Annotated in this window: 20 protein-coding genes and 1 pseudogene; 11 read left to right on the top strand and 10 right to left on the bottom strand. The window is 71.5% G+C overall.

Annotation, left to right across the window (positions count from 1 at the left end):
* Nucleotides 1-245: 245 nt before the first annotated feature.
* Complete coding sequence (locus tag F5972_RS23150; protein WP_150935782.1) at nt 246-938, top strand: sigma-70 family RNA polymerase sigma factor; 693 nt, start codon at nt 246-248, stop codon at nt 936-938.
* 25 nt (nt 939-963) lie between these two features.
* Complete coding sequence (locus tag F5972_RS23145) at nt 964-1,749, top strand: DUF5667 domain-containing protein (RefSeq protein ID WP_150935780.1); 786 nt, start codon at nt 964-966, stop codon at nt 1,747-1,749.
* Nucleotides 1,750-1,817: 68 nt separating this feature from the next.
* On the opposite strand, the pseudogene F5972_RS23140 reads toward F5972_RS23145, so the two are convergent.
* Nucleotides 1,818-3,050 (bottom strand): annotated as a pseudogene (locus F5972_RS23140) (RNA-guided endonuclease InsQ/TnpB family protein); the annotation flags it as partial.
* Between the two features lie 149 nt (nt 3,051-3,199).
* Between F5972_RS23140 and F5972_RS23135 the strand changes: the two are divergent.
* Nucleotides 3,200-4,069 (top strand): HAD family hydrolase, encoded by an 870-nt coding sequence (locus F5972_RS23135; RefSeq protein ID WP_150935776.1) that lies wholly within the window; start codon nt 3,200-3,202, stop codon nt 4,067-4,069.
* A gap of 30 nt (nt 4,070-4,099) precedes the next feature.
* Here the strand turns inward: F5972_RS23135 and F5972_RS23130 are convergent, their stop codons facing one another.
* From F5972_RS23130 to proC, 7 genes are all read right to left on the bottom strand, one after another.
* A complete protein-coding gene (locus F5972_RS23130; RefSeq protein WP_150935774.1) occupies nt 4,100-5,002 on the bottom strand; it encodes a lysophospholipid acyltransferase family protein in 903 nt (300 codons plus the stop codon).
* 5 nt (nt 5,003-5,007) lie between these two features.
* Nucleotides 5,008-6,081, bottom strand: coding sequence for an NAD-dependent epimerase/dehydratase family protein (locus F5972_RS23125; protein ID WP_150935772.1), 1,074 nt, complete (start codon nt 6,079-6,081; stop codon nt 5,008-5,010).
* Nucleotides 6,082-6,153: 72 nt separating this feature from the next.
* Nucleotides 6,154-6,252, bottom strand: a complete 99-nt coding sequence (locus tag F5972_RS23120) for a 30S ribosomal protein bS22 (RefSeq protein WP_018654693.1) — start codon at nt 6,250-6,252, stop codon at nt 6,154-6,156.
* A gap of 157 nt (nt 6,253-6,409) precedes the next feature.
* Nucleotides 6,410-6,613, bottom strand: coding sequence for a helix-turn-helix domain-containing protein (locus F5972_RS23115; RefSeq protein WP_030456159.1), 204 nt, complete (start codon nt 6,611-6,613; stop codon nt 6,410-6,412).
* 310 nt (nt 6,614-6,923) lie between these two features.
* Nucleotides 6,924-7,751 carry a phosphatase gene (locus F5972_RS23110; protein WP_150935770.1) on the bottom strand — a complete coding sequence of 276 codons (828 nt, stop codon included), beginning with the start codon at nt 7,749-7,751 and terminating at the stop codon, nt 6,924-6,926.
* A gap of 42 nt (nt 7,752-7,793) precedes the next feature.
* Nucleotides 7,794-8,957 (bottom strand): acetoin utilization protein AcuC, encoded by a 1,164-nt coding sequence (locus F5972_RS23105; protein ID WP_150935768.1) that lies wholly within the window; start codon nt 8,955-8,957, stop codon nt 7,794-7,796.
* A 57-nt stretch (nt 8,958-9,014) separates the two neighbouring features.
* Nucleotides 9,015-9,809, bottom strand: coding sequence for a pyrroline-5-carboxylate reductase (proC, locus tag F5972_RS23100; protein ID WP_117409144.1), 795 nt, complete (start codon nt 9,807-9,809; stop codon nt 9,015-9,017).
* A gap of 237 nt (nt 9,810-10,046) precedes the next feature.
* On the opposite strand from proC, the gene F5972_RS23095 reads away from it, so the two are divergent.
* Nucleotides 10,047-11,618 carry an alpha/beta hydrolase gene (locus tag F5972_RS23095; protein ID WP_191910278.1) on the top strand — a complete coding sequence of 524 codons (1,572 nt, stop codon included), beginning with the start codon at nt 10,047-10,049 and terminating at the stop codon, nt 11,616-11,618.
* An 88-nt stretch (nt 11,619-11,706) separates the two neighbouring features.
* On the opposite strand, the gene F5972_RS23090 is transcribed toward F5972_RS23095, so the two are convergent.
* Both F5972_RS23090 and F5972_RS23085 read right to left on the bottom strand, forming a co-directional pair.
* The gene (locus F5972_RS23090; RefSeq protein ID WP_150935765.1) at nt 11,707-12,441 is read right to left on the bottom strand and encodes an ABC transporter permease; all 735 of its coding nucleotides are present in this window, start codon (nt 12,439-12,441) and stop codon (nt 11,707-11,709) included.
* Nucleotides 12,438-13,166, bottom strand: coding sequence for an ABC transporter ATP-binding protein (locus F5972_RS23085; protein ID WP_225311762.1), 729 nt, complete (start codon nt 13,164-13,166; stop codon nt 12,438-12,440). Before F5972_RS23085 ends, F5972_RS23090 begins: the two co-directional genes overlap by 4 nt.
* Nucleotides 13,167-13,235: 69 nt before the next feature.
* Between F5972_RS23085 and F5972_RS23080 the strand changes: the two genes are divergently transcribed.
* The 7 genes from F5972_RS23080 (at nt 13,236) to F5972_RS23050 (ending at nt 22,585) form a co-directional block, all read left to right on the top strand.
* Nucleotides 13,236-13,715 carry a hypothetical protein gene (locus F5972_RS23080; protein ID WP_225311761.1) on the top strand — a complete coding sequence of 160 codons (480 nt, stop codon included), beginning with the start codon at nt 13,236-13,238 and terminating at the stop codon, nt 13,713-13,715.
* Nucleotides 13,716-13,900: 185 nt separating this feature from the next.
* Nucleotides 13,901-15,781, top strand: coding sequence for a molecular chaperone DnaK (gene dnaK / locus F5972_RS23075; protein ID WP_150935763.1), 1,881 nt, complete (start codon nt 13,901-13,903; stop codon nt 15,779-15,781).
* Nucleotides 15,778-16,428: a nucleotide exchange factor GrpE gene (gene grpE / locus F5972_RS23070; RefSeq protein WP_150935761.1), complete on the top strand. Its 651-nt coding sequence runs from the start codon at nt 15,778-15,780 to the stop codon at nt 16,426-16,428. Before dnaK ends, grpE begins: the two co-directional genes overlap by 4 nt.
* A gap of 78 nt (nt 16,429-16,506) precedes the next feature.
* Nucleotides 16,507-17,682, top strand: a complete 1,176-nt coding sequence (dnaJ, locus tag F5972_RS23065) for a molecular chaperone DnaJ (RefSeq protein ID WP_150935759.1) — start codon at nt 16,507-16,509, stop codon at nt 17,680-17,682.
* Between the two features lie 4 nt (nt 17,683-17,686).
* Nucleotides 17,687-18,034 (top strand): heat shock protein transcriptional repressor HspR, encoded by a 348-nt coding sequence (locus F5972_RS23060; RefSeq protein ID WP_150935757.1) that lies wholly within the window; start codon nt 17,687-17,689, stop codon nt 18,032-18,034.
* Between the two features lie 83 nt (nt 18,035-18,117).
* Nucleotides 18,118-20,709, top strand: coding sequence for an ATP-dependent chaperone ClpB (gene clpB, locus F5972_RS23055; RefSeq protein WP_150935755.1), 2,592 nt, complete (start codon nt 18,118-18,120; stop codon nt 20,707-20,709).
* A gap of 97 nt (nt 20,710-20,806) precedes the next feature.
* Entirely contained in the window at nt 20,807-22,585 is a 1,779-nt protein-coding gene (locus F5972_RS23050; protein ID WP_150935753.1) for a hypothetical protein, read from the top strand.
* The last annotated feature ends 159 nt before the right edge of the window (nt 22,586-22,744 follow it).

The following is a 22,744-nucleotide window of genomic DNA, read 5'->3' as shown; positions in this document are numbered from 1 at the left end:
GGGTGATCCGGCGCCGCCGGCGGGTCTCCGGCTCTCGCGGAGTTCGTTCCGTCCCGTCCCGGATCAGCATCCTGACCAGCGCCCCGACCAGCGCTCCGACGGGCGCCCGGGCGCCGCCGGCGCCGCGTGCCACGGCGGGCCCGCCCTCCCGCGGCGAGTTCTTCCACTTGAACGGATTGTGTTATCCCTCGTTGATTTCTAGAGTGTTGCCGCACGCCGACTCCCCTTCCCCCATGGGATAACGGATGCCGAACCTGTGGCCGTTGGCCGGGCTGTCGCCTCCGGCCGCCGCCGTATCCGCGCAGCCCTCGCGCTCCGCGGATCTCACCGAGCGCGGCCGGCGACACGGCCGCGAGCACAGCCACGAACACGACCATGAAGACGACGAGATGCGAAGCCTCGTGCTGCGCGCCAAGACCGGCGACAGCGAGGCGTTCGGCCTTCTCTACGACCATTACCTCGACCTGGTCTACCGGTACGTCTACTTCCGGGTGGGCAGCCACGCGCTGGCCGAGGACCTGACGAGCGACACCTTCCTGCGCGCGCTGCGGGGCATCGCCGACTTCACCTGGCAGGGCCGCGACTTCGGCGCCTGGCTCGTCACCATCGCCCGCAACCTCATCACCGATCACTACAAGTCGGGCCGCAACCGGCTTGAGGTCACCACCGCAGTGATTCTCGACACACCTCTGGACGGCCCGCACATCCCCGAGAACGCGGTCGTCACGAACATGGTGAACGAGCGCCTCATGCAGGCGCTCAAGCAACTCGGCCCGGAGCAGCAGGAATGCGTGATCCTGCGGTTCGTGGAGGGCATGTCGCTCGCGGAGACGGCGAAGATCATGGGCAAGAAGTCCGGAGCGATCAAGGCTCTGCAGTTCCGGGCGATCAGGGCGCTCGCCCGGGCGCTCCCGGACGATCTCGCTGACAGCCCGTAACCATTCCCACACCCTGTCGTTGGGCATGTCGCAGGTCGGATCCTCGCAGGACGGTCGATCCGGCCGGGACACAGTCGCCGACGTCGAGCGGGGGATGGCGGGAACCGTGATGGGCTGGTGGCGACCCTGGCGCCGGAAGGGCGGCCGGACCGCGGCCCGCACCCGGCGGATCGCCGCGCGGATGACGGCCCTGCGGTCCCTGGTGAACGGCGGCCCGAGCCCCGACTTCCGCGAGAGCCTGCGGGCCGATCTCATGCGCGCCCACGCCGCCGAACGCGCCGCCGGGAGGCACGCGGCTCCCCCCGCCGCCCACGCCGGGAGCCGGCGTGCCCGTCCCCGCCGATCCCTCCTCGTCCGGGTGCGTCCCGTCCTGGTCTTCGGCGCCGCGCTGGCCGGGATGTTCGCCACCGGCGTGCACACGTACCACGCGGTGCCCGGGCAGGTGCTGTACCCGCTGAAGCGGGTGGCCGAGTCGACCGTGCTCGTCCTGGCCTACGACGAGAGGGACCGGGCGGAGCGGGAGATGGCCGCGGCCCGGCTGCGGGCGGCGGAGGCCGCCTCGCTGATCGGCCAGGCCGCCCCCGACCGCCGCCGGTTGATCGCCCAGACGCTCGACGACATGGAGACGAAGACCAGGGCCGCGCTGACCCGGGTGGCGCAGCGCGACCGGGCCGACGGCGAGGCGCGGCGGTTCGCGCGTCAGCAGCGCAGGGTGGTGGAGCCGCTGCTGCCGAAACTCGACGGCGAGAACCGCGACAAGGCCGCGCAGTACCTGCATTACATCGACGCCTTCACGGCTTCCGGACGCTGACACGTCATGTCCCGCTCACGTTCGGGACGGTGTCCGGCGGTTAAGCTGTTGACATCTTCCCCTCCGTGAAGGCAGGGGATTCCAACCCTCACAGGTTGGTCTTCCTGCTTCGCCGCCGGTTGCCCGCTCGGAGGACTCCGTTGAGGTCTTACACCAGCTCCACAGGCGTTTCAGCTCTCCGCCAGCCCGGCGGCGAGGATGTTCCTGGCGGCGTTGACATCCCGGTCATGGACCGCGCCGCAGGCGCACGCCCAGGTCCGGACGTGCAACGGCATCGACTCGGCCAGGGTCCCGCAGGCCGAGCACAGCTTGGAAGAGGGAAACCACCGGTCGATCACGACCAGTTCTCGCCCGTACCAGGCCGTCTTGTACGCCAGCATCGAGCGCAGTTCCCGCCAGGAGGCGTCGGAGATGGCGCGGGCGAGGGAGTGGTTCTTGACCATGTGGCGGACGGTCAGGTCCTCGATCACGACCACTTGGTTCTCGTGGACGAGCCGAGTGCTGAGTTTGTGCAGGAAGTCCCGGCGCCGGTCACTGATCCGGGCGTGGGCGCGGGCAACCTTCAGCCGGGCCTTGGCCCGGTTCGCGCTGCCCGCCGCTTTGCGGGCCAGCGAGCGCTGGGCCTTGGCCAGTCTGCGCCGGTCGGCCCGCTCGTGCCGGGGATTGGCGACCCTGCCGTCCTGGTCGGTCAGATCGTCGATCGGGTGGGACAGGGCCACCAGGCTGGTGATCCCCGCATCCAGGCCGACCGCATTTCCAGTGGGGGTGAGGGGGCGGATCGTCTCCTCCACCAGGAGGGACACGAACCACCGCCCGGCCGCGTCCCTGCTCACGGTCACCGTGGACGGCTGCGCCCCCTGCGGGAGTGGACGCGACCACACGATGTCCAGCGGGGCGTCCATCTTGGCCAGCGTGAGCTGTCCGTCGCGGTAGCGGAACGCCGAGCGGGTGTATTCGGCCGACGCCCGCGACTTCTTGCGCGACTTGAAGGTGGGGTGTTTGGCCCGCTTGGCGAAGAAGTTCGCGAAGGCTGCCTGCAGGTGCCGGAGTGCCTGCTGCAACGGCACACTGGACACCCCGTTGAGGAACGCCAGTTCCTCCTCGCGCTTCCATGCCGTCAACGCGGCCGAGGACTCGGCGTAGGAGACGCGGCGGCCTTCCAGGGTAAAGGCGCGGGTACGTTCCTCCAGCGCCTTGTTGTAGACCAGGCGCACACACCCGAACGTCCGGGCAAGCTCGCAGGCCTGCTCGGGGGTGGGATAGAAACGGTACTTGTAGGCCCGCTTCACCGTCTGCGCCACGCCGCACATCATGCCACCCGATCAGCTGACGATCGCATGTTTGTTCGTACGGCGATTCGCCTTGCGGCGAACCGCCTGCCCCTGCCCTGCTCCGCAAGGGGTCCGATTCCTCCCCCGCCTGAAGGCGGGGGTTCCCACGGAGGATCTTGATGAGGCGGCTATTGCGACGGAGGGAAGCGGCGGAGATCGCCGGTGAGGTGGCCGCCGCCGCGGCGGTGTCCGCCCCCGAGGTCGTGCCGGATCTGACCGCGGCGGCGTTCTTCGACGTCGACAACACCATGATGCGCGGCGCCTCCATCTACCACTTCGCGCGCGGGCTCGCCTCGCGCGGCCTGTTCACCACCCGCGACCTGGCGAAGTTCGCGGTCGGGCAGGCGTGGTTTCGCGTCCGGGGCAACGAGAACCCCGAGCACATCGCCAGGGCCAAGGAGATGGCCCTCGCCTTCGTCGCGGGGCTCAAGGTGGACGAGGTCGTCCGGCTGGGCGAGGAGATCTACGACGACGTGATGGCCGACCGCGTGTGGGCGGGCACCCGCGCGCTGGCCCAGGCGCATCTCGACGCCGGGCAGCGGGTGTGGCTGGTCACCGCGACCCCGGTGGAGCTGGCCCGGGTCATCGCGCAGCGGCTCGGACTCACCGGCGCGCTCGGCACGGTCGCCGAGACCGCCGACGGCGCCTACACCGGGCGGCTGGTCGGCGACCTGCTGCACGGCCCGGCCAAGGCCGAAGCCGTACGGGCACTGGCCCGGCGTGAGGGCCTCGACCTCAGCCGGTGCTCGGCCTACAGCGACTCGTCCAACGACCTGCCGATGCTCTCGCTCGTGGGCCATCCGTACGCCATCAACCCCGACAGCGAGCTGCGCGAGCACGCCAGGGACAACGGCTGGGAGACCCGCGACTTCCGCACGGGCCGGAAGGCGACGATGATCGGGCTGCCGATCGCGGCGACGGCGGGGGCCATCGCGGGCGGCGTCGCCGCCGGCATCGCCCTGCGCCGTCACTACCGCTCCACCCTCTGAACCCCCCTCTGACTCCTGGAGCCGGGGACCTCAGATCGGGGGGAACGCGGCCCCGCGGCGCAGCCGCAGGGCGTCGAGCCGCCGCTGCATGGTCTCCCGGACGTGGTCGGTGAGGTCGAAGACCACGGCGGGGTCGTCGGCCTCCTCCGGGTCGTAGGCGTCGGTGCGGACCGGCTCGCCGAACTCGATCAGCCACTTCGACGGCAGCGGGACCAGGCCGAGCGGCCCGAGCCAGGGGAACAACGGCGTGATCGGCAGGTAGGGCAGGCCGAGCAGGCGCGCGAGCGACGGAAGGTCACCGATCTTGGGGTAGATCTCCTCCGCCCCCACGATGGCGCACGGGACGATCGGCACACCGGCCCTGATCGCCGAGGCGACGAACCCGCCCCGGCCGAACCTCTGCAGCCGGTAGCGCTCGGAGAACGGCTTGCCGATGCCCTTGAACCCCTCGGGGAAGACGCCGACGACCTCGCCCTTGCGCAGCAGGCGGTCGGCGTCCTCGGGGCAGGCGAGCGTGTGCCCCGACTTGCGGGCCAGATGCCCGAGCACGGGAAGCTGGTAGACCAGGTGGGCGCCGAGGAGGCGCAGCGGCCGGCCCAGCTCGTCGTTGACCGCGACCTGGAGCATCAGCGCGTCCACCGGCAGCGTGCCGGAGTGGTTGGCCACGATCAGGGCCCCGGCGTCGGCCGGCACGTTCTCCAGGCCGAGGGTCTCGGTCCTGAACCAGTGCCGGTAGAGCGGGCGCAGCGCCTCCAGCAGCACCCGGTCGTTCAGCTCGGGGTCGAAGCCGAACTCGTCGACCTCGTAGTCACCGGTGATCCTGCGGCGCAGGAAGGCGAACAGCTCCGCGAGCCGCTCACCGGATCCGTCGCCGTCCACGGGTCCGGCCGGAGGGCCGTTCCCGGCCGCGTGCCGGTCCCGGAAGTCGTCCATCGAGGTCACCGCTTCGTCAGGAGATCGGCCAGCCAGTCGACCGCGGCGAGCGGCAGGTGGCCGGCGCCGCCCGGGACCGCCCGGGACCGCAGGAAGTCGTCGAACGCCGCCGCCGTGCCGTACTTCGGGCGCCAGCCCAGCTCGGCGGTGATCCTGGCGGTGTCCACCGCGCGGCCGTGGCTCATAAGCGTGAGCTGCTCGGGCGAGAAGTCGACCAGCCGGGCTCCTCTGGCCAGCCCGCCGGCCAGGCGGAAGGCCGGGGACGGCAGCGGGACCACCGCCCGGCCCGTGCGCCGCGCGCACTGCGAGAGCAGCAGGACGCCGTCGCCCGCCACGTTGAACACACCGGGATGGTCGGCCCCGGCCGTACGGCACAGCACCTCGACGGCGTCGTCCTCGTGGACGAACTGCAGCCGCGGATCGAAGCCGAGCACGGTGGGCAGCACGGGCTGCGAGAAGTAGCGCGTGAGCGGCGAGTCGACGCCGGGCCCCATGAGGTTGGCGAACCGCAGCGTGGTCGTCGTCACGTCGGGTCGCCGCCGGGCGAAGCCCCGGACGTACGTCTCGACCTCCGTGGCGTCCCTGGCGTACCCGTGGCGCGCGACCTCGGCGGGCTCGGTGTCCTCCGTGAACACGGCGGGAGCGTGCGGCGAGGAGCCGTACACGGCTGTGGTGGAGCGCACGACCACGCGGCGCACCGTGGCGGAGCGCTGGCAGGCCGCGAGCAACTGCATCGTGCCGATGACGTTGTGCTCTTTCATGGCCGACCGGCCACCGCCGGTCCCGCCCGCCCGGCGGTCGCCGCGGCCGCTGCCGCTGACCAGGCTGAGGTGCACGACCGTGTCGACGTCGGCGTCCCGGATGACCCGTACCAGGTCCGGACCGCGCAGCGCGACGTGGACGAACTCGGTGCGGCCGGGCACCGGGCCGTCCTGCTCGCCGTCCCGCCCACGAGGGGCCGGCGGCGGCGCGGTGTCCACGCCGATGACGCGGTCGATCTCCGGATCGCCCGCGAGCGCGGCCGCCACACGGGCGCCGATGTGACCGCGGACACCCGTGACCAGCACGGTACGAGTCATCGACGCCTCGCCGGGGGTGTGCGTGTTCGACGGTCGCCCGGTCCCTCGGGACCGGTGCGCGCTCCGTCTCGGCTACTTCTTGTTACGCCGCTGGATGCGGGTCTTCTTGAGCAGCTTGCGGTGCTTCTTCTTGGCCATACGCTTGCGGCGCTTCTTGATCACAGAGCCCACGGGACCCCCAGGTGAAGGTGGTGACAGTCGAACCGGCGCGCGAGCGCACACCGGCACAACAGCCTACCGGCGATCCACGGTAGATCGCTCCCCCGGGGGACCCCGCGTCGGGCGGGGGCCGACCACGCCGCCGTCAAGCGTGGTCGTCCGAGGGCGTTCAACCCGCTTCTATGAACGCGTCCCGCAAGTAGTCGTGCACCGCCTGCTCCGGCACTCTGAAGGACCGGCCGACACGGATGGCCGGTAACTCGCCCGAGTGCACGAGCCGGTACACCGTCATCTTGGACACCCGCATGACGGTCGCCACCTCGGCCACCGTCAAGAACTTCACCTCGCTGAGAGGTCTTTCGCCTGCACCCATCGGACGCCTCTTCCGCACGTGTTTCCGGGTTATCCCCACTGGTGCCATCGCTCACGCACGTGTACTGCCGTCAGCGTAAGTCCGGACTCCGAGTAGGCAAACCCCCCATTCCATCATCAGCGGAGCCGTGTGCCGTCAAAATCGGGAAAGCCGCTGGCAGCAGCAGGGCCGTGCCCCTCGCCTCAATCTTGGAACGGACCAACTTCTCTCACATAAGAGTCGCCCAGGATCAGAAAAAAGTTGGCAACCGCCCGACACACGGGTGCAAAAGCGGGCGCGAAATGCCCGATTTGGGAGGTCCGTAAGGGTGTCAGAGGCTACGGGCGATGCGCGCGATCAGATATGAGGTCAACGGCGCGTAGTGCCGGGGAAGCACGTTGTCGTCGAGCGGGACGCTGACGGCGATCTTGCCCTCCGCCTCCCCCACGAACAGCGCGGGGTCGTTGCTGTCGGCGAAGCCCACGGTCTCGATCCCGGCCTCGCCCGCCGCCCCCGCCCAGCCGTGATCGGCGATCACCAGGTCGGGCCGCTCCTCGGCCAGCATCGCCCGCATCGGGTGCGGGTCGTGGGTGTGCACGAACGTGCCGCGGTCCTCCAGCATCGCCACGCCGTCGAGGTAGCGGATCCGCCTGCGGCGGCCGAGCCCGCCGACGTACCCCCACCCCTCCGCGGGGGACAGCAGGGTCGCCCCGTTTTCGGCCGCGAACCTGGCCAGGGCGAGGTGGACGGTGAGCAGGCCGGTGGGGTGGCCGGTGGCCACGACGATCCGGGCCGAGCCACGCCGCAGGACCTTGGCGACCCGGTCTCCCATCTCCTCCACCGCGTCGATGGTCCGCTCGGGGTCGATGGTGTCCTGGCCCTCGCGGTGACCGGGGTCGGCCGCCACCCCGGCCCGGTCGGCCATCAGCCGCAGCACGTCGTCGTAGGACCACTCGCCCTCGAAGGTGAGCCCGAAAAGGTAGTGCGGGTCGCGCAGCGCGAGCGACCGGTAGTGATCGAGGTTGTTCTCCCGGCTGGTCGCGACGTCGCCGGCGATGGCGGTCCGTACGAGGTGCTCGCGCAGTTCGGCCCGGGAGGGCGATGCCGGGGACGGCGGGGAGGACGGTCGGGAGGAGGGAGGGGAGGACGGTCGGGTCACGACTGGTACAGCGCTCCTCGGCTCGGCGCAATTCCGGACATGTCAGGGCATGGGATCCAGACCGTGGAAGGGGAAGACCGCCTTCCTGGTCGCGATGACGGCCCGGTCGACGGCGTCGGCTGGATCGTACCCCTCGGAGAAGTCACGCCACTGTGGATGCCGCCCGTCGGTCATCCGCAACGGCGGGATCTCACCGGTCCGTTCCGTCACGTACGTCCGCCAGGCCGCCGGTGTGACGGCGCCGGGATCGACGGGATGCCCGGCGGCCTCGGCGATCAGGTGCGTCCACGCCCTCGGCACGACCTGGACGAGTTCGTAGCCCCCGCCGCCCAGAGCGATCCAGCGTCCGTCCGCGGTCTCGTGGGCCAGCCGGTGCAGCGCGGCGTACGTCGTGCGCTGCCCGTCGAGGCTGAGCATGAGGTGCGCCAGCGGATCGAGGGCGTGGCTGTCGCACCCCTGCTGGGTGACCAGGACCTGCGGCCGGAAATGCCGCAGCAGCGGCGGGACGACCGCGTGGAAGGCCCGCAGCCACCCGGTGTCCCCGCAGCCCGCCGGCAGCGCGACGTTGACCGCGGTGCCCTCGGCGCCCGTCTCGTGCGGGAACCCGGTGCCGGGGAAGAGTGTGCGCGGGCTCTCGTGCAGGCTGATCGTGAGCACCCGGGGATCGTCGTGGAACGCCGCCTGCACCCCGTCGCCGTGGTGCACGTCCACGTCCACGTACGCGACGCGGGACGCGCCGTGCGACAGCAGCCACGCGATCGCGACCGCCGGGTCGTTGTAGACGCAGAAGCCGCTGGCGGCGCCGGGCATGGCGTGGTGCAGGCCCCCCGCGACGTTGACCGCGTGCTCGGCCGCGCCGTCCCACACGGCCCTGGCGGCGGCCAGCGTGGCCCCGGTGACCAGCGCGGACGCCTCGTGCACGCCCGCGAAGGCGGGGTTGTCCTCGGTGCCGAGCCCGTACCGAAGGTCGGGCCGGCCGTCCCGGGAGACGGTCTTGACCGCCTCGATGTAGTCCCGCTTGTGGACCAGCGCGATCTCGTCGTCGGTGGCGGGGACGCAGCCGGTCGTCTCGACCGCGTCGAGCACGCCCATCTCCCGGGCGAGCGCCATGGTGAGCTCGACGCGCACGGGCGCGAGGGGGTGGCCGGGCCCGAAGTCGTACGTGACCAGAGCGTCGTCCCAGACGACCCGCACCGCCCGGCTCATACGGCCACGCAATCGCAGTGACTCATACCAGAACGGTATCGCCCGGGCTCGTGGCCGTCAGCCGGAGGCGAGGCGGCGGCTGCGCTCGCAGGCGGCCTCGATCGCGTCGAGGAACGCGGCCCTGACCTTGTGCCGTTCCAGCTCGGCGATGGCGGCGATCGTGGTGCCTCCGGGCGAGGTCACGGCCTCGCGCAGGATCACCGGGTGCTCCCCCGAGTCGCGCAGCATGATCGCGGCGCCGACGATCGACTGGGTGACCATGTCGAGGGCGGCGGCGCGCGGCATGCCGAGCAGGATCCCGGCGTCGACCATCGCCTCGACGAGGTAGAAGAAGTAGGCCGGGCCGCTGCCGGACAGCGCGGTGGCGGCGTCCTGCTGGGCCTCGGGGATCCGCAGCACCTTGCCCACCGGGCTGAGCAGGGCCTCGGTGCGCCGGAGGTGCTCCTCGGAGGCGTGCGCCCCCGCCGAGATGACGCTCATCGCCTCGTCGACCAGGACGGGTGTGTTCGACATGACGCGGACGACCGCCACGCCGTCCCCGAGCCTGGTCTCCACGAAGGCGGTCGTGATGCCGGCGGCGACGGAGATCACCAGCCGGTCGGCGGGCACGTGCGGGGCGATCTCGGCCAGCAGCGCACCCATGTCCTGCGGCTTGACGGCGAGGATGAGCGTCTCGGCCAGCTTGGCGGCCTCGGCGTTGCCCGCCACCCGCACGCCGTACCGCTCGCGCAGCGCCTCGGCCCGCTCGGGCCTGCGGGCCGTCGCCACGATCTCGTCCGGCCGCAGACCGGCGCGCACCAGCCCGGAGAGCAGGGCCTCGCCCATCTTTCCGGTCCCGAGAATCGCGATCATCCCTGTGCCTTCCTGTACTCGCCGGGATCTCCGCGCAGCTTACCGATCCCGCCGGAAGGACGTGCCGCGGCCCGGCGGCCTCCGACACCTCATGTCATTCCATGCCCACGATGAATGTTGCGGTTTTGCATCCAAGTGACGGCGAGTGTCGCTTTACTACTCTTTTGCCCGGATGATCGGCCGAGGGTGTCATAACTCGGCTCCATCGACGGGGCCGCCGGCGCCGAAGGGGTGCACGTGAAGAAGATCCTCGTTGCGCTGGCCGCCGCCGGCCTGGGTCTGAGCGGCGTGCTGGCCGCGTCACCCGCGGCCGGCGCCCCCCAGGGCCCCGAGCACGCGCCGCCGGCGCCGGCGCCGCAGTGGACCCAGTGCGATGGCCTGCCCACGGGTGTCGAGTGCACGAAGATCGAGGTGCCGCTCGACTACGGCCGCCCCAAGAGCGAGAAGATCAAGATCGCGGTCTCCCGGAGGAAGGCGACCGACACGGCCCACTACCAGGGCGCGATCCTCTTCAACCCCGGCGGGCCCGGCGGCAGCGGCCTCGCGTACCCGGCGGTCATGCAGACGCGCCTCGGCCCCGCGCTCGCCGCGCAGTACGACCTGATCGGCTTCGACCCGCGCGGCGTCGGCTCCAGCGAGCCCTCGCTGAGCTGCGACCCGAACTTCGCCGACCCGGTGCGGCCCGACTACGTGCCGGCGAACATCACCGAGGAACTGGCCTGGGCCCAGCGCTCCCAGAAGTACGCGCAGGCGTGCGGCCGGATCTACGGCGACCTGCTCAGGAACATGACCACGGTCGACTCGGCCAACGACATGGACCAGATCCGCAAGGCCCTCGGTCAGGAGCAGATCAGCTACGTCGGCTACTCCTACGGCACCTACCTCGGCGCGACGTACGCGACGCTGTTCCCGAACCGGGTCCGCCGGCTCGTGCTGGACAGCATCGTCAACCCCTCGCGGGTGTGGTACGAGGCGAACATCGACCAGAACCACGCGTTCGAGGGCCGCGCCAAGGACTTCTTCGCCTGGATCGCGACGTACGACTCGACCTACCACCTCGGCACCACCGGCGACGAGGTGGAGAAGGCGTTCTACGCGGCCCGCGCCAAGCTGAAGGACACCCCGGCGGAGGGCCGGGTCGGGCCGGACGAGTTCGACGACACCTATCTGGCGGGCGGCTACCTCAAGAGCCGCTGGCCGCTGCTCGCGAACGCGCTCTCCAGGTATCTGACCGCCGGTGAGGCCGCTCCGCTCCTCGCCGCCTACGGCACGTACGGCGACTCCAGCGGCGACGACAACACGTTCGCCGTCTACTCCGCAGTCGAGTGCTCCGACGCGGCCTGGCCGCGTGACTGGCCGAGGTGGCACCGCGACATGTGGCAGTCGTACCGCGCCGCACCCTTCCTGAGCTGGGGCAACGCCTGGTTCAACGCGCAGTGCGCCTTCTGGCCGGTGCACGCGGCGCACGAGCAGCGCGTCGACGGCCGGGCCGTGAAGAACGCGCTGTTCTTCCAGGACACCAAGGACGCCGCCACGCCGTACGAGGGCGGGGTCGAGATGCACAGGCGCTTCCCGAACTCGCGCCTCGTCGTCATGGACGGGGGCGGCAACCACGGCCTGACCGGGCGGGGCGACGCCTGTATCGACGACGCCTGGAAGGCCTACCTGACCGACGGCACGCTGCCCGCGAGCCGGCCGGGGCCGGACCTGCACTGCGCGCCGTTCGCCGACCCGGTTCCGCCGGCCCGGGCCGCCGCGCTGAACGCGGCGCCGACCCAGATCGACGACTGGGTGCCCGGCGAACGCTGACCTCCCCTTCGAGCCACCCCGATACACCCCCCACGGACAGGCCCCCGGTCTTCGACAGGCCGGGGGCCCGTCCGTCTCCGGGCGCCGCTCACGGCGTACGGCGGCGCAGCGTCGCGGCGCCGAGGAGAAGCGCGAGCACGGCCGACCCGGCGACCAGGGCCACGTCGCGCCAGAACTCGCCGCCCGGGTCCGGGTCCGCGCAGGCGTGCGCCATGGCCTCGATCGCGTACGACATGGGCAGGACGTCGGAGACCCATTCGAGCACCGGCGTCATCCGGCCGCGCGGCACGAGGATCCCCCCGAGCAGGACCTGGGGGATCATGACGACCGGCATCAGCTGCACGGCCTGGAACTCCGTACGGGCGAACGCGCTGCACAGCAGGCCGAGCGCGGTGCCGAGCAGGGCGTCGAGCAGCGCGACGAGCACCAGCGGCCACAGCGGGCCCGGGACGTCCAGGCCGAGCCAGGTGAGGGAGACCGCCAGCGCCAGCGCCACCTGCGCGCAGGCCGCGAGGCCGAAGGCGAGGCCGTACCCGAGCAGGAGGTCGAGCCGCCCGAGCGGCATCGCCATGAGCCGCTCCAGCGTCCCCGACGTACGCTCGCGCAGGGTGGCGATCGAGGTGACGAGGAACATCACCAGGAACGGGAACACGCACAGCAGGACCGGGGCGAACCGGCCGAACGTCCGTTCGTCGTCGATCACGTAATAAAGCAGGATCATCACCAGCGTCGGCACGAGCACCATCAGCGCGACGGTGCGCCGGTCGTGGCGGAGCTGGGTCAGGATGCGGCGCGCGGTGGCGAGAGTGATCACGAGGCTCATGCCGCGGCCCTCTCGGCGACAAGGCGCAGGAACGCCTCCTCCAGATCGGATGTGCGGGTGGCCTCACGCAGGCCGTCGGGGGTGTCGTCGGCGAGGATCTCCCCCTGGCGCAGCACGATCAGCCGCTCGCAGCGCGCGGCCTCGTCCATGACGTGGCTGGAGACGAGGAGCGTCGCGCCGCGCCCCGCGAGGCGGTGGAACAGCGCCCACAGCTCCTGCCGCAGCACCGGGTCGAGCCCGACGGTCGGCTCGTCGAGCACGAGCAGTTCGGGCCGGCCGAGCATGGCCACCGCGAGCCCGGCCCGGTTGAGCTGACCGCCGGAGAGGGTGGCGCCGAGCTGGTGGGCGGCGTCCGCGAGCCCCACCTCGGTCAGCACCCGCTCGGGGTCGTCCTTCGGCGCCCCGAGCACGGCGGCGAAGTAGCGGAGGTTCTCCAGCACCGTCAGGTCGCGGTAGACGGCCGGGCTCTGCGTCGAGTAGCCGATCCTGCGCCGCAGGCCCGCGCTCCCGGCCGGCTCGCCGAGCACGGTTACCTCCCCGCCCGAGACGACCTGGACCCCCACGAGGGCCCGCATCAGCGTCGTCTTGCCGCAGCCGCTCGGCCCGAGCAGCCCGGTGACCTGCCCTCGGGGCACCTCGAAGGTCAGCCCGTGCAGGACTTCGGCCCCGCCTCTGGACACCCGCAGACCGCGTACGGCCACGGCGGGGTCGGCTAAATTCATCATGTGATGAAATTAAGCCCGGCAGCCCGGCGCGTCAATGAACCACCGGAGCTTGACAGCCGTGTAAAGGGCATGAGAAAGCTCTGGCTCATGGTCCTCCTGTTCCTGGCCGTCCTCCTGGCGGCCGCCTGCGGAGGGGGTTCCTCCACCTCGGCCCACCCCGAGCAGCCGGAGGGCTCCCCCGCCGGCGCCGAGACGAGCCCTCAGCCGGCTCCGCCGGGGCCGGGGATGGTCGTGCCCGCCGGCTCCCCGTCTCCCGTGACCCCGGCGGGGCCCACCCTGAACACGCGCGCGGTCCCGTGGGAGAGCGCCACGCCCGCGGACGGCGGCCGCTCCCTCGACGTCGTGTGGTGGTCGGGGGTGGAGCCCTGCCAGGTGCTCGACCACGTCGACGTGAAGGAGACCGCGCGCGAGGTGACGGTCACCGTGTACGAGGGGCAGGACCGGCGCTCCCCCGACGCCGTCTGCATCGCGATCGCCATCCAGAAGACCACGCAGGTGCGGCTCGAGTCCCCTCTCGGCGACCGGAAGGTGGTGGACGGGGCGAAGTAGGAGGCGGGCCCGTGAGCTTCGCCCTGCATGGGGCAGGCGCGGGCCTGGGACGGAATCGCGGATGCCGGGACTAAATCCGCGCGCCCTGGGGTTGAGCCTCGTAGACTCAAGACGTTTGACAGGAACCCGGATCGGGTCCAGTATTTGAGTCTGACCGACTCAACTTTGACTACAAGGACGTACTCATGGCACGTGCGGTAGGTATCGACCTGGGGACGACCAACTCCGTCGTCTCGATTCTCGAGGGCGGCGAGCCCACGGTCATCGCGAACGCGCAGGGCTCGCGGACCACGCCGTCCGTGGTCGCGTTCGCGAAGAACGGAGAGGTCCTCGTCGGCGAGGTGGCCAAGCGGCAGGCGGTGACCAACGTCGACCGCACCATCCGCTCGGTCAAGCGTGAGATGGGCACGAACTGGACCGTCGAGATCGACGGCAAGAAGTTCACGCCCCAGCAGATCAGCGCCTTCGTCCTGCAGAAGCTCAAGCAGGACGCGGAGGCGTACCTGGGCGAGAAGATCACCGACGCGGTGATCACCGTTCCCGCCTACTTCAACGACTCGCAGCGGCAGGCCACCAAGGAGGCCGGCCAGATCGCGGGCCTCAACGTGCTGCGCATCATCAACGAGCCCACCTCCGCGGCCCTGGCCTACGGCCTGGACAAGGAGAAGGACCAGACCATCCTGGTCTTCGACCTCGGCGGCGGCACCTTCGACGTGTCCCTGCTCGACGTCGGCCAGGAGGACGGGCACGGGTTCGTCGAGGTCAAGGCCACCAGCGGCGACAACCACCTCGGCGGCGACGACTGGGACCAGCGCGTCGTCGACGAACTGGTGACCCGCTTCAAGAACGCGCACGGGGTCGACCTGGCCAAGGACAAGATGGCCCTCCAGCGCCTGCGCGAGGCGGCCGAGAAGGCCAAGATCGAGCTGTCGGCCCAGACCGAGACCACGATCAACCTGCCCTACATCACCGCCTCCTCCGAGGGCCCGCTGCACCTGGAGGAGAAGCTCACCCGGGCGGAGTTCCAGCGGATCACCGCGGACCTGCTCGAGCGCTGCAAGGGCCCGTTCAACCAGGTCATCAAGGACGCGGGGATCAAGGTCTCCGACATCGCCCACGTGGTCATGGTCGGCGGCTCGACCCGCATGCCGGCCGTCTCCGAGCTCGTCAAGGAGCTGACCGGCGGCAAGGAGCCCAACAAGGGCGTGAACCCGGACGAGGTCGTCGCCATCGGCGCCGCGCTCCAGGCCGGTGTCCTCAAGGGCGAGGTCAAGGACGTCCTGCTGCTCGACGTGACCCCGCTGAGCCTCGGCATCGAGACAAAGGGCGGGATCTTCACCAAGATCATCGAGCGCAACACGACGATCCCGACCAAGCGCTCGGAGGTCTTCACCACGGCCGAGGACAACCAGCCGTCGGTGCAGATCCAGGTCTACCAGGGCGAGCGCGAGATCGCGGCGTACAACAAGAAGCTGGCCACCTTCGAGCTGACCGGCATCGCCCCGGCCCCGCGCGGCATCCCGCAGATCGAGGTCACCTTCGACATCGATGCCAACGGCATCGTGAACGTGTCCGCGAAGGACCTCGGCACGGGCAAGGAGCAGTCGATGACCATCACCGGCGGCTCGGCCCTGGGCAAGGACGACATCGAGCGCATGATGCGCGAGGCGGAGTCCTACGCCGAGGACGACCGGAAGCGCCGTGAGGACGCCGAGGTCCGCAACAACGCGGACGCGCTGGCCTACCAGACGGAGAAGTTCCTCCGCGAGAACGACGACAAGGTCCCGGCCGACGTGAAGACCGAGGTCAACGACTCCCTCGCCGAGCTGAAGAAGGCGCTGGAGGGCACCGACACGGCCGTCATCCGCGACTCCGCCGAGAAGCTCGCGACCGTCAGCCAGAAGATGGGCTCGGCGATCTACGCTCAGTCCCAGGCGGCCGGAGCCGAGGGCGCCGCGCCCGGCGCGGACGCCGGCGCGGGCGCGACCGGCCAGCAGGCGAAGGCCGACGAGGACGTCGTCGAGGCCGAGATCGTCGATGACGAGCGGGAGGGCGGCAGCAAGTGAGCCCGCGTGAGAACGGTTCCCAGGAGGAGCCGGTGATCCGCGACAACCGGAAGATCGACCCGGAGACCGGCAGGGCCCGCGAGGCCACCACGGTGGACGACGGCGCGGCGCAGGCGGAGTCCGCCTCCGTCGCCCAGGAGCCGGAGGTCGCGGCGGCCGAGGGGTCCGCGGCGGACCTGCTCGCGGAGCGCACCGGCGACCTCCAGCGCCTGCAGGCGGAGTTCAGCAACTACCGCAAGCGGGTCGAGCGCGACCGGATCACCGTCAAGGAGCAGGCCGTCGCGAGCGTGCTCACCGAGCTGCTGCCGGTGCTCGACGACATCGGGCGCGCCCGCGACCACGGCGAGCTCACCGGCGGCTTCGCGAAGGTGAGCGAGTCGCTGGAGACGGCCGTCGGCAAGCTGGGCCTGACCACGTACGGCACGAAGGGCGACCCCTTCGACCCGACCGTGCACGAGGCCCTGCTGCACAGCTACTCGGCGGAGGTGACGGAGCCGACGTGCGTCGAGATCCTCCAGCCGGGCTACCGGATCAACGACCGGATCCTGCGCCCGGCCCGGGTGGCCGTCGCCGAGCCGAGCGAGGAGGAGGCGCCGCGCGACGCGGCGGACGACTCCGGCGCCGCCGATGGATCCGACGAGAACTGAACAGCCGGGGGTCTCTCCCGATCGGGAAGGATCGGGAGAGACCTCAGTCACTCCCCTTTCGTGTGAAGGAAGCGATAGATGAGCACCAAGGACTACTTGGAAAAGGACTACTACGCCGTCCTTGGTGTGCCCAAGACCGCGAGCGCCGAGGAAATCAAGAAGGCGTACCGCAAGCTCGCCCGGCAGTACCACCCTGACGCGAACCCCGGCAACAAGCAGACCGAGGAGAAGTTCAAGGAGGTCTCCGCGGCCTACGACGTGCTCTCCGACGCCAAGCGGCGCAAGGAGTACGACGAGGCCCGCACGCTGTTCGGGTCCGGCGTGGGCGGGTTCGCCGGCGCGGGGGGTCAGCGGCCCGGCGGCGGCAGCTTCAACTTCGACCTCGGCGACCTGTTCGGGGGCTCGGGTTCGGGCGAACGGATCGGGGACCTCTTCGGCGGCCTGTTCAACCGGGGCGGCGGCCCGCGCACGACCACCACGACCGGCCGGCCACGGCGCGGCCAGGACGTCGAGTCCGAGGTGACGCTCGCCTTCGGCGAGGCGGTCGACGGCACCACGGTGTCGCTCCGGCTCACCAGTTCGTCCGCCTGTGCGGCCTGCGGCGGCACGGGGGCGAAGGCCGGCACCACGCCGAGAGTCTGCCCGACCTGCGAGGGGACCGGGGCGGCCAGCCGCAACCTCGGCAACTTCGCCTTCTCCGAGCCGTGCCGCGACTGCCGCGGCCGGGGCCTGGTGGTCGACGACCCCTGCCCCGTCTGCGAGGGCAGCGGGCGCGGCAAGAGCACCCGCACGATCCAGGCTCGCATTCCCGCCGGGGTCGGCGACGGCCAGCGCATCAGGATCAAGGGCAAGGGCGCGCCGGGTGAGAACGGCGGCCCGGCGGGCGACCTCTACGTGCTGGTGCACGTGAAGCCACACCCGGTGTTCGGCCGCAGCGGGGAGAACCTGACCGTCTCGGTTCCCGTGACCTTCCCCGAGGCCGCGCTCGGCGCCGAGATCAAGGTGCCGACGCTGAAGGGCATGCCGGTGACCCTCCGAATCCCCGAGGGGACGCCGAACGGGCGGACCTTCCGGGTGCGCGGGCGCGGGGCCCCGCGCAAGGACGGCACCAAGGCCGATCTGCTGGTCACCGTCCAGGTGATGGTGCCGCAGAACCTGGACGACAAGGCCCGCGCGGCCCTTGAGGAGTTCAGGAACGCGACCGAGGGGCCGGACCTCCGCGAAGAGCTGATCAAGCAGGCCAGAAGCGAGTGAGCCGATGGATGCCAGGTTTTTCGACATCTCCGACGACACCCCTGTCTATGTGATCTCCGTGGCCGCCCAGCTGTCCGGGCTGCACCCGCAGACGCTCCGCCAGTACGACCGGCTCGGCCTCGTCAGCCCCGGCCGTACGGCGGGGCGGGGACGGCTGTACTCCACCCGGGACATCGTGCTGCTGCGCGAGGTCCAGCGGCTCTCCCAGGAGCACGGCATCAACCTCGCCGGCATCAAGCGGATTCTCGAACTGGAGACGGAGAACCTGCGCCTGCGCGAGGAGGTCGCGCGGCTGCGGGGTGAGCTCACCATGGTGCGGGCACTGGTCCGCTACGAACTGCCACCCGCCTGAACCTGCCACCCGCCCGCAACCTGCCACCCGCCCGCAACCTGCCACCTGCCACCTGCCTTAACGGGGAATCGAGGCATCGACATATGGACTACAAGTTCACCCAGAAGAGCCAGGAGGCCCTGTCCGCGGCTGTGCGCCGCGCCGCGGCCGACGGCAACCCCGAGGTCGCGCCCGCCCACCTCCTGACGACCCTGCTGGCGCAGAACGGCGGCATCGCCGGGTCGCTGCTGCAGGCCGTCGGCGCGGACCCGGCGAGGCTGCGCGCCCAGGCCGAGGAGCTGCTCGGCCGGCTGCCCAAGGCGCAGGGCTCCACCGTGAGCGCGCCGTCCAGCTCGCGCCAGCTGCTGACCGTGATCAACACGGCGGCGCAGCGGGCCAAGCAGCTTGAGGACGAGTACGTCTCGACCGAGCACCTGCTGGTCGGGCTGGCGACCGACGGAGGGCAGGTCGCCGACCTGCTCAGGGGCGTGGGCGCCACACCCGACGCGCTGCTGGAGGCGTTCGAGAAGGTCCGCGGGCACGCGCGGGTGACCAGCGAGACGCCGGAGGACACCTACCAGGCGCTGGAGAAGTACGGCGTCGACCTCACCGAGGCGGCGCGGGCGGGCAAGCTCGACCCGGTCATCGGCCGCGACAGCGAGATCCGCCGGGTCGTCCAGGTGCTGTCGCGCCGCACCAAGAACAACCCCGTGCTGATCGGCGAGCCCGGCGTCGGCAAGACCGCCGTGGTGGAGGGTCTCGCCCAGCGGATCGTCGCGGGCGACGTGCCCGAGAGCCTGCGCAACAAGCGCCTCGTGGCGCTCGACCTCGGCGCGATGGTCGCGGGCGCGAAGTACCGCGGCGAGTTCGAGGAGCGCCTCAAGGCCGTGCTCACCGAGATCAAGGAGAGCAACGGCCAGATCGTGACGTTCATCGACGAGCTGCACACGATGGTCGGCGCGGGCGCGGCCGAGGGCGCGATGGACGCGGGCAACATGCTCAAGCCCATGCTGGCCCGCGGCGAGCTGCGGATGATCGGCGCCACCACGCTCGACGAGTACCGCGAGCGCATCGAGAAGGACCCCGCGCTGGAGCGGCGCTTCCAGCAGGTCTACGTCGGCGAGCCGACCGTCGAGGACACGATCGCGATCCTGCGCGGGCTCAAGGGCCGCTACGAGGCCCACCACCAGGTGCAGATCTCCGACAGCGCGCTGGTCGCCGCCGCGACGCTCTCCGACCGCTACATCACCGCACGCTACCTGCCCGACAAGGCCATCGACCTGGTGGACGAGTCGATGTCGCGGCTGCGCATGGAGATCGACTCGCGGCCCGTGGAGATCGACCAGCTCCAGCGGAGCGTGGACCGCCTGAAGATGGAGGAGCTCGCGCTCGCGAAGGAGACCGACGAGGCCAGCCGGCAGCGCCTGGAGAAGCTCCGCGAGGAGCTGGCCAACCGCCAGGAGGACCTCAACGCGCTGGTCAGCCGGTGGGAGCGGGAGAAGGCGGGCCTCAACAAGGTCGGCGAGCTGAAGAAGCAGCTCGACGAGGCGCGCGGCGCGGCCGAGCGGGCCCAGCGCGACGGCGACTTCGAGGCCGCGTCGCGGCTCATGTACGGCGACGTCCCGCGCCTGGAGAAGGAGCTCGCCGAGGCCACCAGGGCCGCCGAGTCGGCGGAGGCCGAGGCCGAGCCGATGGTGAAGGAGGAGGTCGGCCCCGACGACATCGCCGAGGTCATCTCCTCGTGGACCGGCATTCCCGCCGGGCGGCTGCTGGAGGGCGAGACCGCCAAGCTGCTGCGGATGGAAGACGAGCTGGGCAGGCGCCTCATCGGCCAGCGTGAGGCCGTGCAGGCCGTCTCCGACGCCGTACGGCGTGCCCGGGCCGGCATCGCCGACCCCGACCGGCCGACCGGCTCCTTCCTGTTCCTCGGCCCGACCGGCGTCGGCAAGACCGAGCTGGCCAAGGCGCTCGCCGAGTTCCTGTTCGACGACGAGCGGGCCATGACCCGCATCGACATGAGCGAGTACGGCGAGAAGCACAGCGTCGCCCGCCTGGTCGGCGCGCCGCCCGGATATGTCGGATACGAGGAGGGCGGCCAGCTCACCGAGGCCGTCCGGCGCAGGCCGTACACCGTGGTGCTGCTGGACGAGATCGAGAAGGCCCACCCTGAGGTCTTCGACATCCTGCTCCAGGTGCTCGACGACGGCCGGCTCACCGACGGGCAGGGCCGCACGGTCGACTTCCGCAACACGATCCTGATCCTCACTTCGAACATCGGCTCGCAGTTCCTCGTCGATCCGACGATGGAGGGCGAGCGCAAGCGCGAGGCGGTGCTGAACGCGGTGCGGGCCTCGTTCAAGCCCGAGTTCCTCAACCGGCTCGACGACATCATCGTGTTCGACGCGCTGGGCACCGAGGAGCTGTCGCAGATCGTGGACCTGCAGGTCGCCCGGCTCGCCAGGCGGCTGTCCGACCGGCGGCTGAGGCTGACGGTCACTCCCGCCGCCCGGGACTGGCTCGCGCTGACCGGCTACGACCCGTTGTACGGCGCGCGTCCGCTGCGCCGTCTGATCCAGTCGGCGATCGGCGACCGGCTCGCCAAGGAACTGCTGTCGGGAGCCATCCGGGATGGTGACGAGGTAATCGTCGACTTCGACGAGGCGGGAGACACGCTGACGATCGGGGCTGCTCGGTAAGGTCTTCTCCACCATTGGGGCAAGCGCGCCCCGCCCTTTTCCCCCGCTGCTACGTTCGGCGTTCGTCGGACTACCGTACGCGATCAGGGGGACGTGGATGTCCAGGACATCACGAAGTATTCGAGGGCGGTGCGCGGCGCTCGCGGCGGTCACCGCCGGAGTGAGCTGGCTGACCTGGGGCACGGCGATGGCGAAGGACGGCGCGTCGTCCGACGCCTGCCGTCCCCAAAACCGCGGCATCACGGACCGCGACGTCACGAACCGCGACGTCACAGACGACGGCGTCACCGGCCGCGACGTCGCGCGTCACGAGATCGCGCAGCGCGAGGTCACCGACCGGGACGTACGGGGCGTTCCGGCGACTCTGGCCCCGGCGGCGGGCGTGCTGAGCATCGCGGACGCCGCCGGAACCGCCGCCGGGCAGGGACACCGCTCACTTCCCGGCAGGCCCGGCCCGGATCCGGCCGTTCCGGGGGCGGTGGCCAAGCCCGTCCTGCCGGCCCTGACGGCTCCTCGGGCGCTGCCCGGCACGTCGTCCGCCAGAACGCTGACGGGCCTGGTGCCGAGGGCCGGGAACGCGCCGGTCCACGCGCCCGGCGCGGTCGGCGGCAGTGTGGCCGGCGTTCCCGGCGCGGCAGGCCTACCCGGGGCGCCCGGCGCGGTCGGCGGCGCGACCACTCCCGCAGCGGCGGGCGCGAGGTCTCTCCCCGTCGGCCTGGCCGCTGCTCCGTCACCGGCGAAGCCGATCTCCGCCGGCGCATCGGTTCTCCCGTCGCCGACGAAGCCGATATCCCTCGGCACGTCCGCGCTCCCGCCGGCCACGAAGCCGCTCGCCGCGGGCACCTCGGCCCTCTCGTCGCCCGCGAGGTCGCTCACGGCGCCGGCGGCGGCCCTGGCGGGGTCGCGGATGCCGGCCGCCGCGCCCGTGGCGAACTCCGGCGCGCTGCTCCCCGCCAGGAGCGCCGTTCCGCTCCTCGCCGTCGCGCCCGCCAGGCCCGGCGCCCCGGACGCGGCCTGCCCGCGGCAGGCGCCGCAGGGGCTACGCGGCGAGCCGGCCGCGCACGAGGGGGTGCGTCCCGTCACCGAGGGACGGCCGCGCGCGCACCGGCACCCGAGGCCGGAGGAAGAGGCGGGCAACGCCGCCCAAGGCGCGGAGTCGCGGGGCCACTCCCCCCAGGACCGGGCGGAGCAGGACCGGGCAGGCCAGGACCGGGCCGGGCAGCAGCGGGGAGCGCACAACCCCGGCCCCCAGGGCCTCACCGGGCAGAACGCCGGCGGACAGAACCACGCCGCTCACGACCCGGCGGGGCAGAATCCCGCTGGTCCGGGGTCCGCCGCACACCCCGCCGGGCAGACCGGGCTGACGCCGCGGACCAGCTCCGTCAGCACCAGTTCCCAGAGCGGCGCCTCCGGCCAGGAGCAGAGCACCGAGACCTTCCCGCGCGAGCACCGGCACCGCAGGCACCATCCGCACAAGCAGAACGGGGCCGGGACGCCCGAGCAGGCGGCGAACCAGGCGGGCCGGCCCTCCATCGCGACGCAGGAGGACACCGGGACGCTGACCGAGCGGAAGAACGGGGCCGGGCACAGGCATCAGCGCGACGCCGCCCAGGCCCACGCCGGAAGGCCCCAGGCCGCCGGCCAGGGCAGAGCAGGCCAGGGGAAGGCAGCACAAGGCAGGAACGTCGCACCGGCCGTCCAGCCTGAGACGGTGGGCGGCAGGCGCATTCCGCGCCTCCAGCCGCGCGAGTATCCCCGGGCCGCCGCGCATCAGCAGGGCGGCGACATCACCACCCCCGCCGCCCTCACCAGGGCGACGGGCACGCACGGGGTGACCGACTTCGCCGTCACGACCGGGAACAAGATCCTGCCCTGACCCGGCACACGACAAAGGGGGCCGTGACACACGGCCCCTTTCTCATTCCCAGACCCTGGCCCCATCGATCCCGCAGGCGACCACTACCGGGTTGCCACAGCGCATCGGTTCCAAGTGGACCGTGACACGCGGCCTCCTTCTCGTTCCGGGCCACTGGCG

Source organism: Microbispora cellulosiformans (assembly GCF_008728085.1).
Classification (GTDB): domain Bacteria; phylum Actinomycetota; class Actinomycetes; order Streptosporangiales; family Streptosporangiaceae; genus Microbispora; species Microbispora amethystogenes.
Note: the sequence above shows the minus strand (reverse complement) of the source record. Positions and strands in the feature narration are given on the sequence as shown.

Coding starts and splice junctions, on each gene's coding strand:
- F5972_RS23150 (WP_150935782.1), top strand. CDS start 246: ATGCCGAACCTGTGGCCGTTGGCCGGGCTGTCGCCTCCGGCCGCCGCC.
- F5972_RS23145 (WP_150935780.1), top strand. CDS start 964: ATGTCGCAGGTCGGATCCTCGCAGGACGGTCGATCCGGCCGGGACACA.
- F5972_RS23135 (WP_150935776.1), top strand. CDS start 3,200: ATGAGGCGGCTATTGCGACGGAGGGAAGCGGCGGAGATCGCCGGTGAG.
- F5972_RS23130 (WP_150935774.1), bottom strand. CDS start 5,002: ATGGACGACTTCCGGGACCGGCACGCGGCCGGGAACGGCCCTCCGGCC.
- F5972_RS23125 (WP_150935772.1), bottom strand. CDS start 6,081: ATGACTCGTACCGTGCTGGTCACGGGTGTCCGCGGTCACATCGGCGCC.
- F5972_RS23115 (WP_030456159.1), bottom strand. CDS start 6,613: ATGGGTGCAGGCGAAAGACCTCTCAGCGAGGTGAAGTTCTTGACGGTG.
- F5972_RS23105 (WP_150935768.1), bottom strand. CDS start 8,957: ATGAGCCGGGCGGTGCGGGTCGTCTGGGACGACGCTCTGGTCACGTAC.
- proC (WP_117409144.1), bottom strand. CDS start 9,809: ATGATCGCGATTCTCGGGACCGGAAAGATGGGCGAGGCCCTGCTCTCC.
- F5972_RS23090 (WP_150935765.1), bottom strand. CDS start 12,441: ATGAGCCTCGTGATCACTCTCGCCACCGCGCGCCGCATCCTGACCCAG.
- F5972_RS23085 (WP_225311762.1), bottom strand. CDS start 13,166: ATGATGAATTTAGCCGACCCCGCCGTGGCCGTACGCGGTCTGCGGGTG.
- F5972_RS23080 (WP_225311761.1), top strand. CDS start 13,236: ATGAGAAAGCTCTGGCTCATGGTCCTCCTGTTCCTGGCCGTCCTCCTG.
- dnaK (WP_150935763.1), top strand. CDS start 13,901: ATGGCACGTGCGGTAGGTATCGACCTGGGGACGACCAACTCCGTCGTC.
- dnaJ (WP_150935759.1), top strand. CDS start 16,507: ATGAGCACCAAGGACTACTTGGAAAAGGACTACTACGCCGTCCTTGGT.
- F5972_RS23060 (WP_150935757.1), top strand. CDS start 17,687: ATGGATGCCAGGTTTTTCGACATCTCCGACGACACCCCTGTCTATGTG.
- clpB (WP_150935755.1), top strand. CDS start 18,118: ATGGACTACAAGTTCACCCAGAAGAGCCAGGAGGCCCTGTCCGCGGCT.
- F5972_RS23050 (WP_150935753.1), top strand. CDS start 20,807: ATGTCCAGGACATCACGAAGTATTCGAGGGCGGTGCGCGGCGCTCGCG.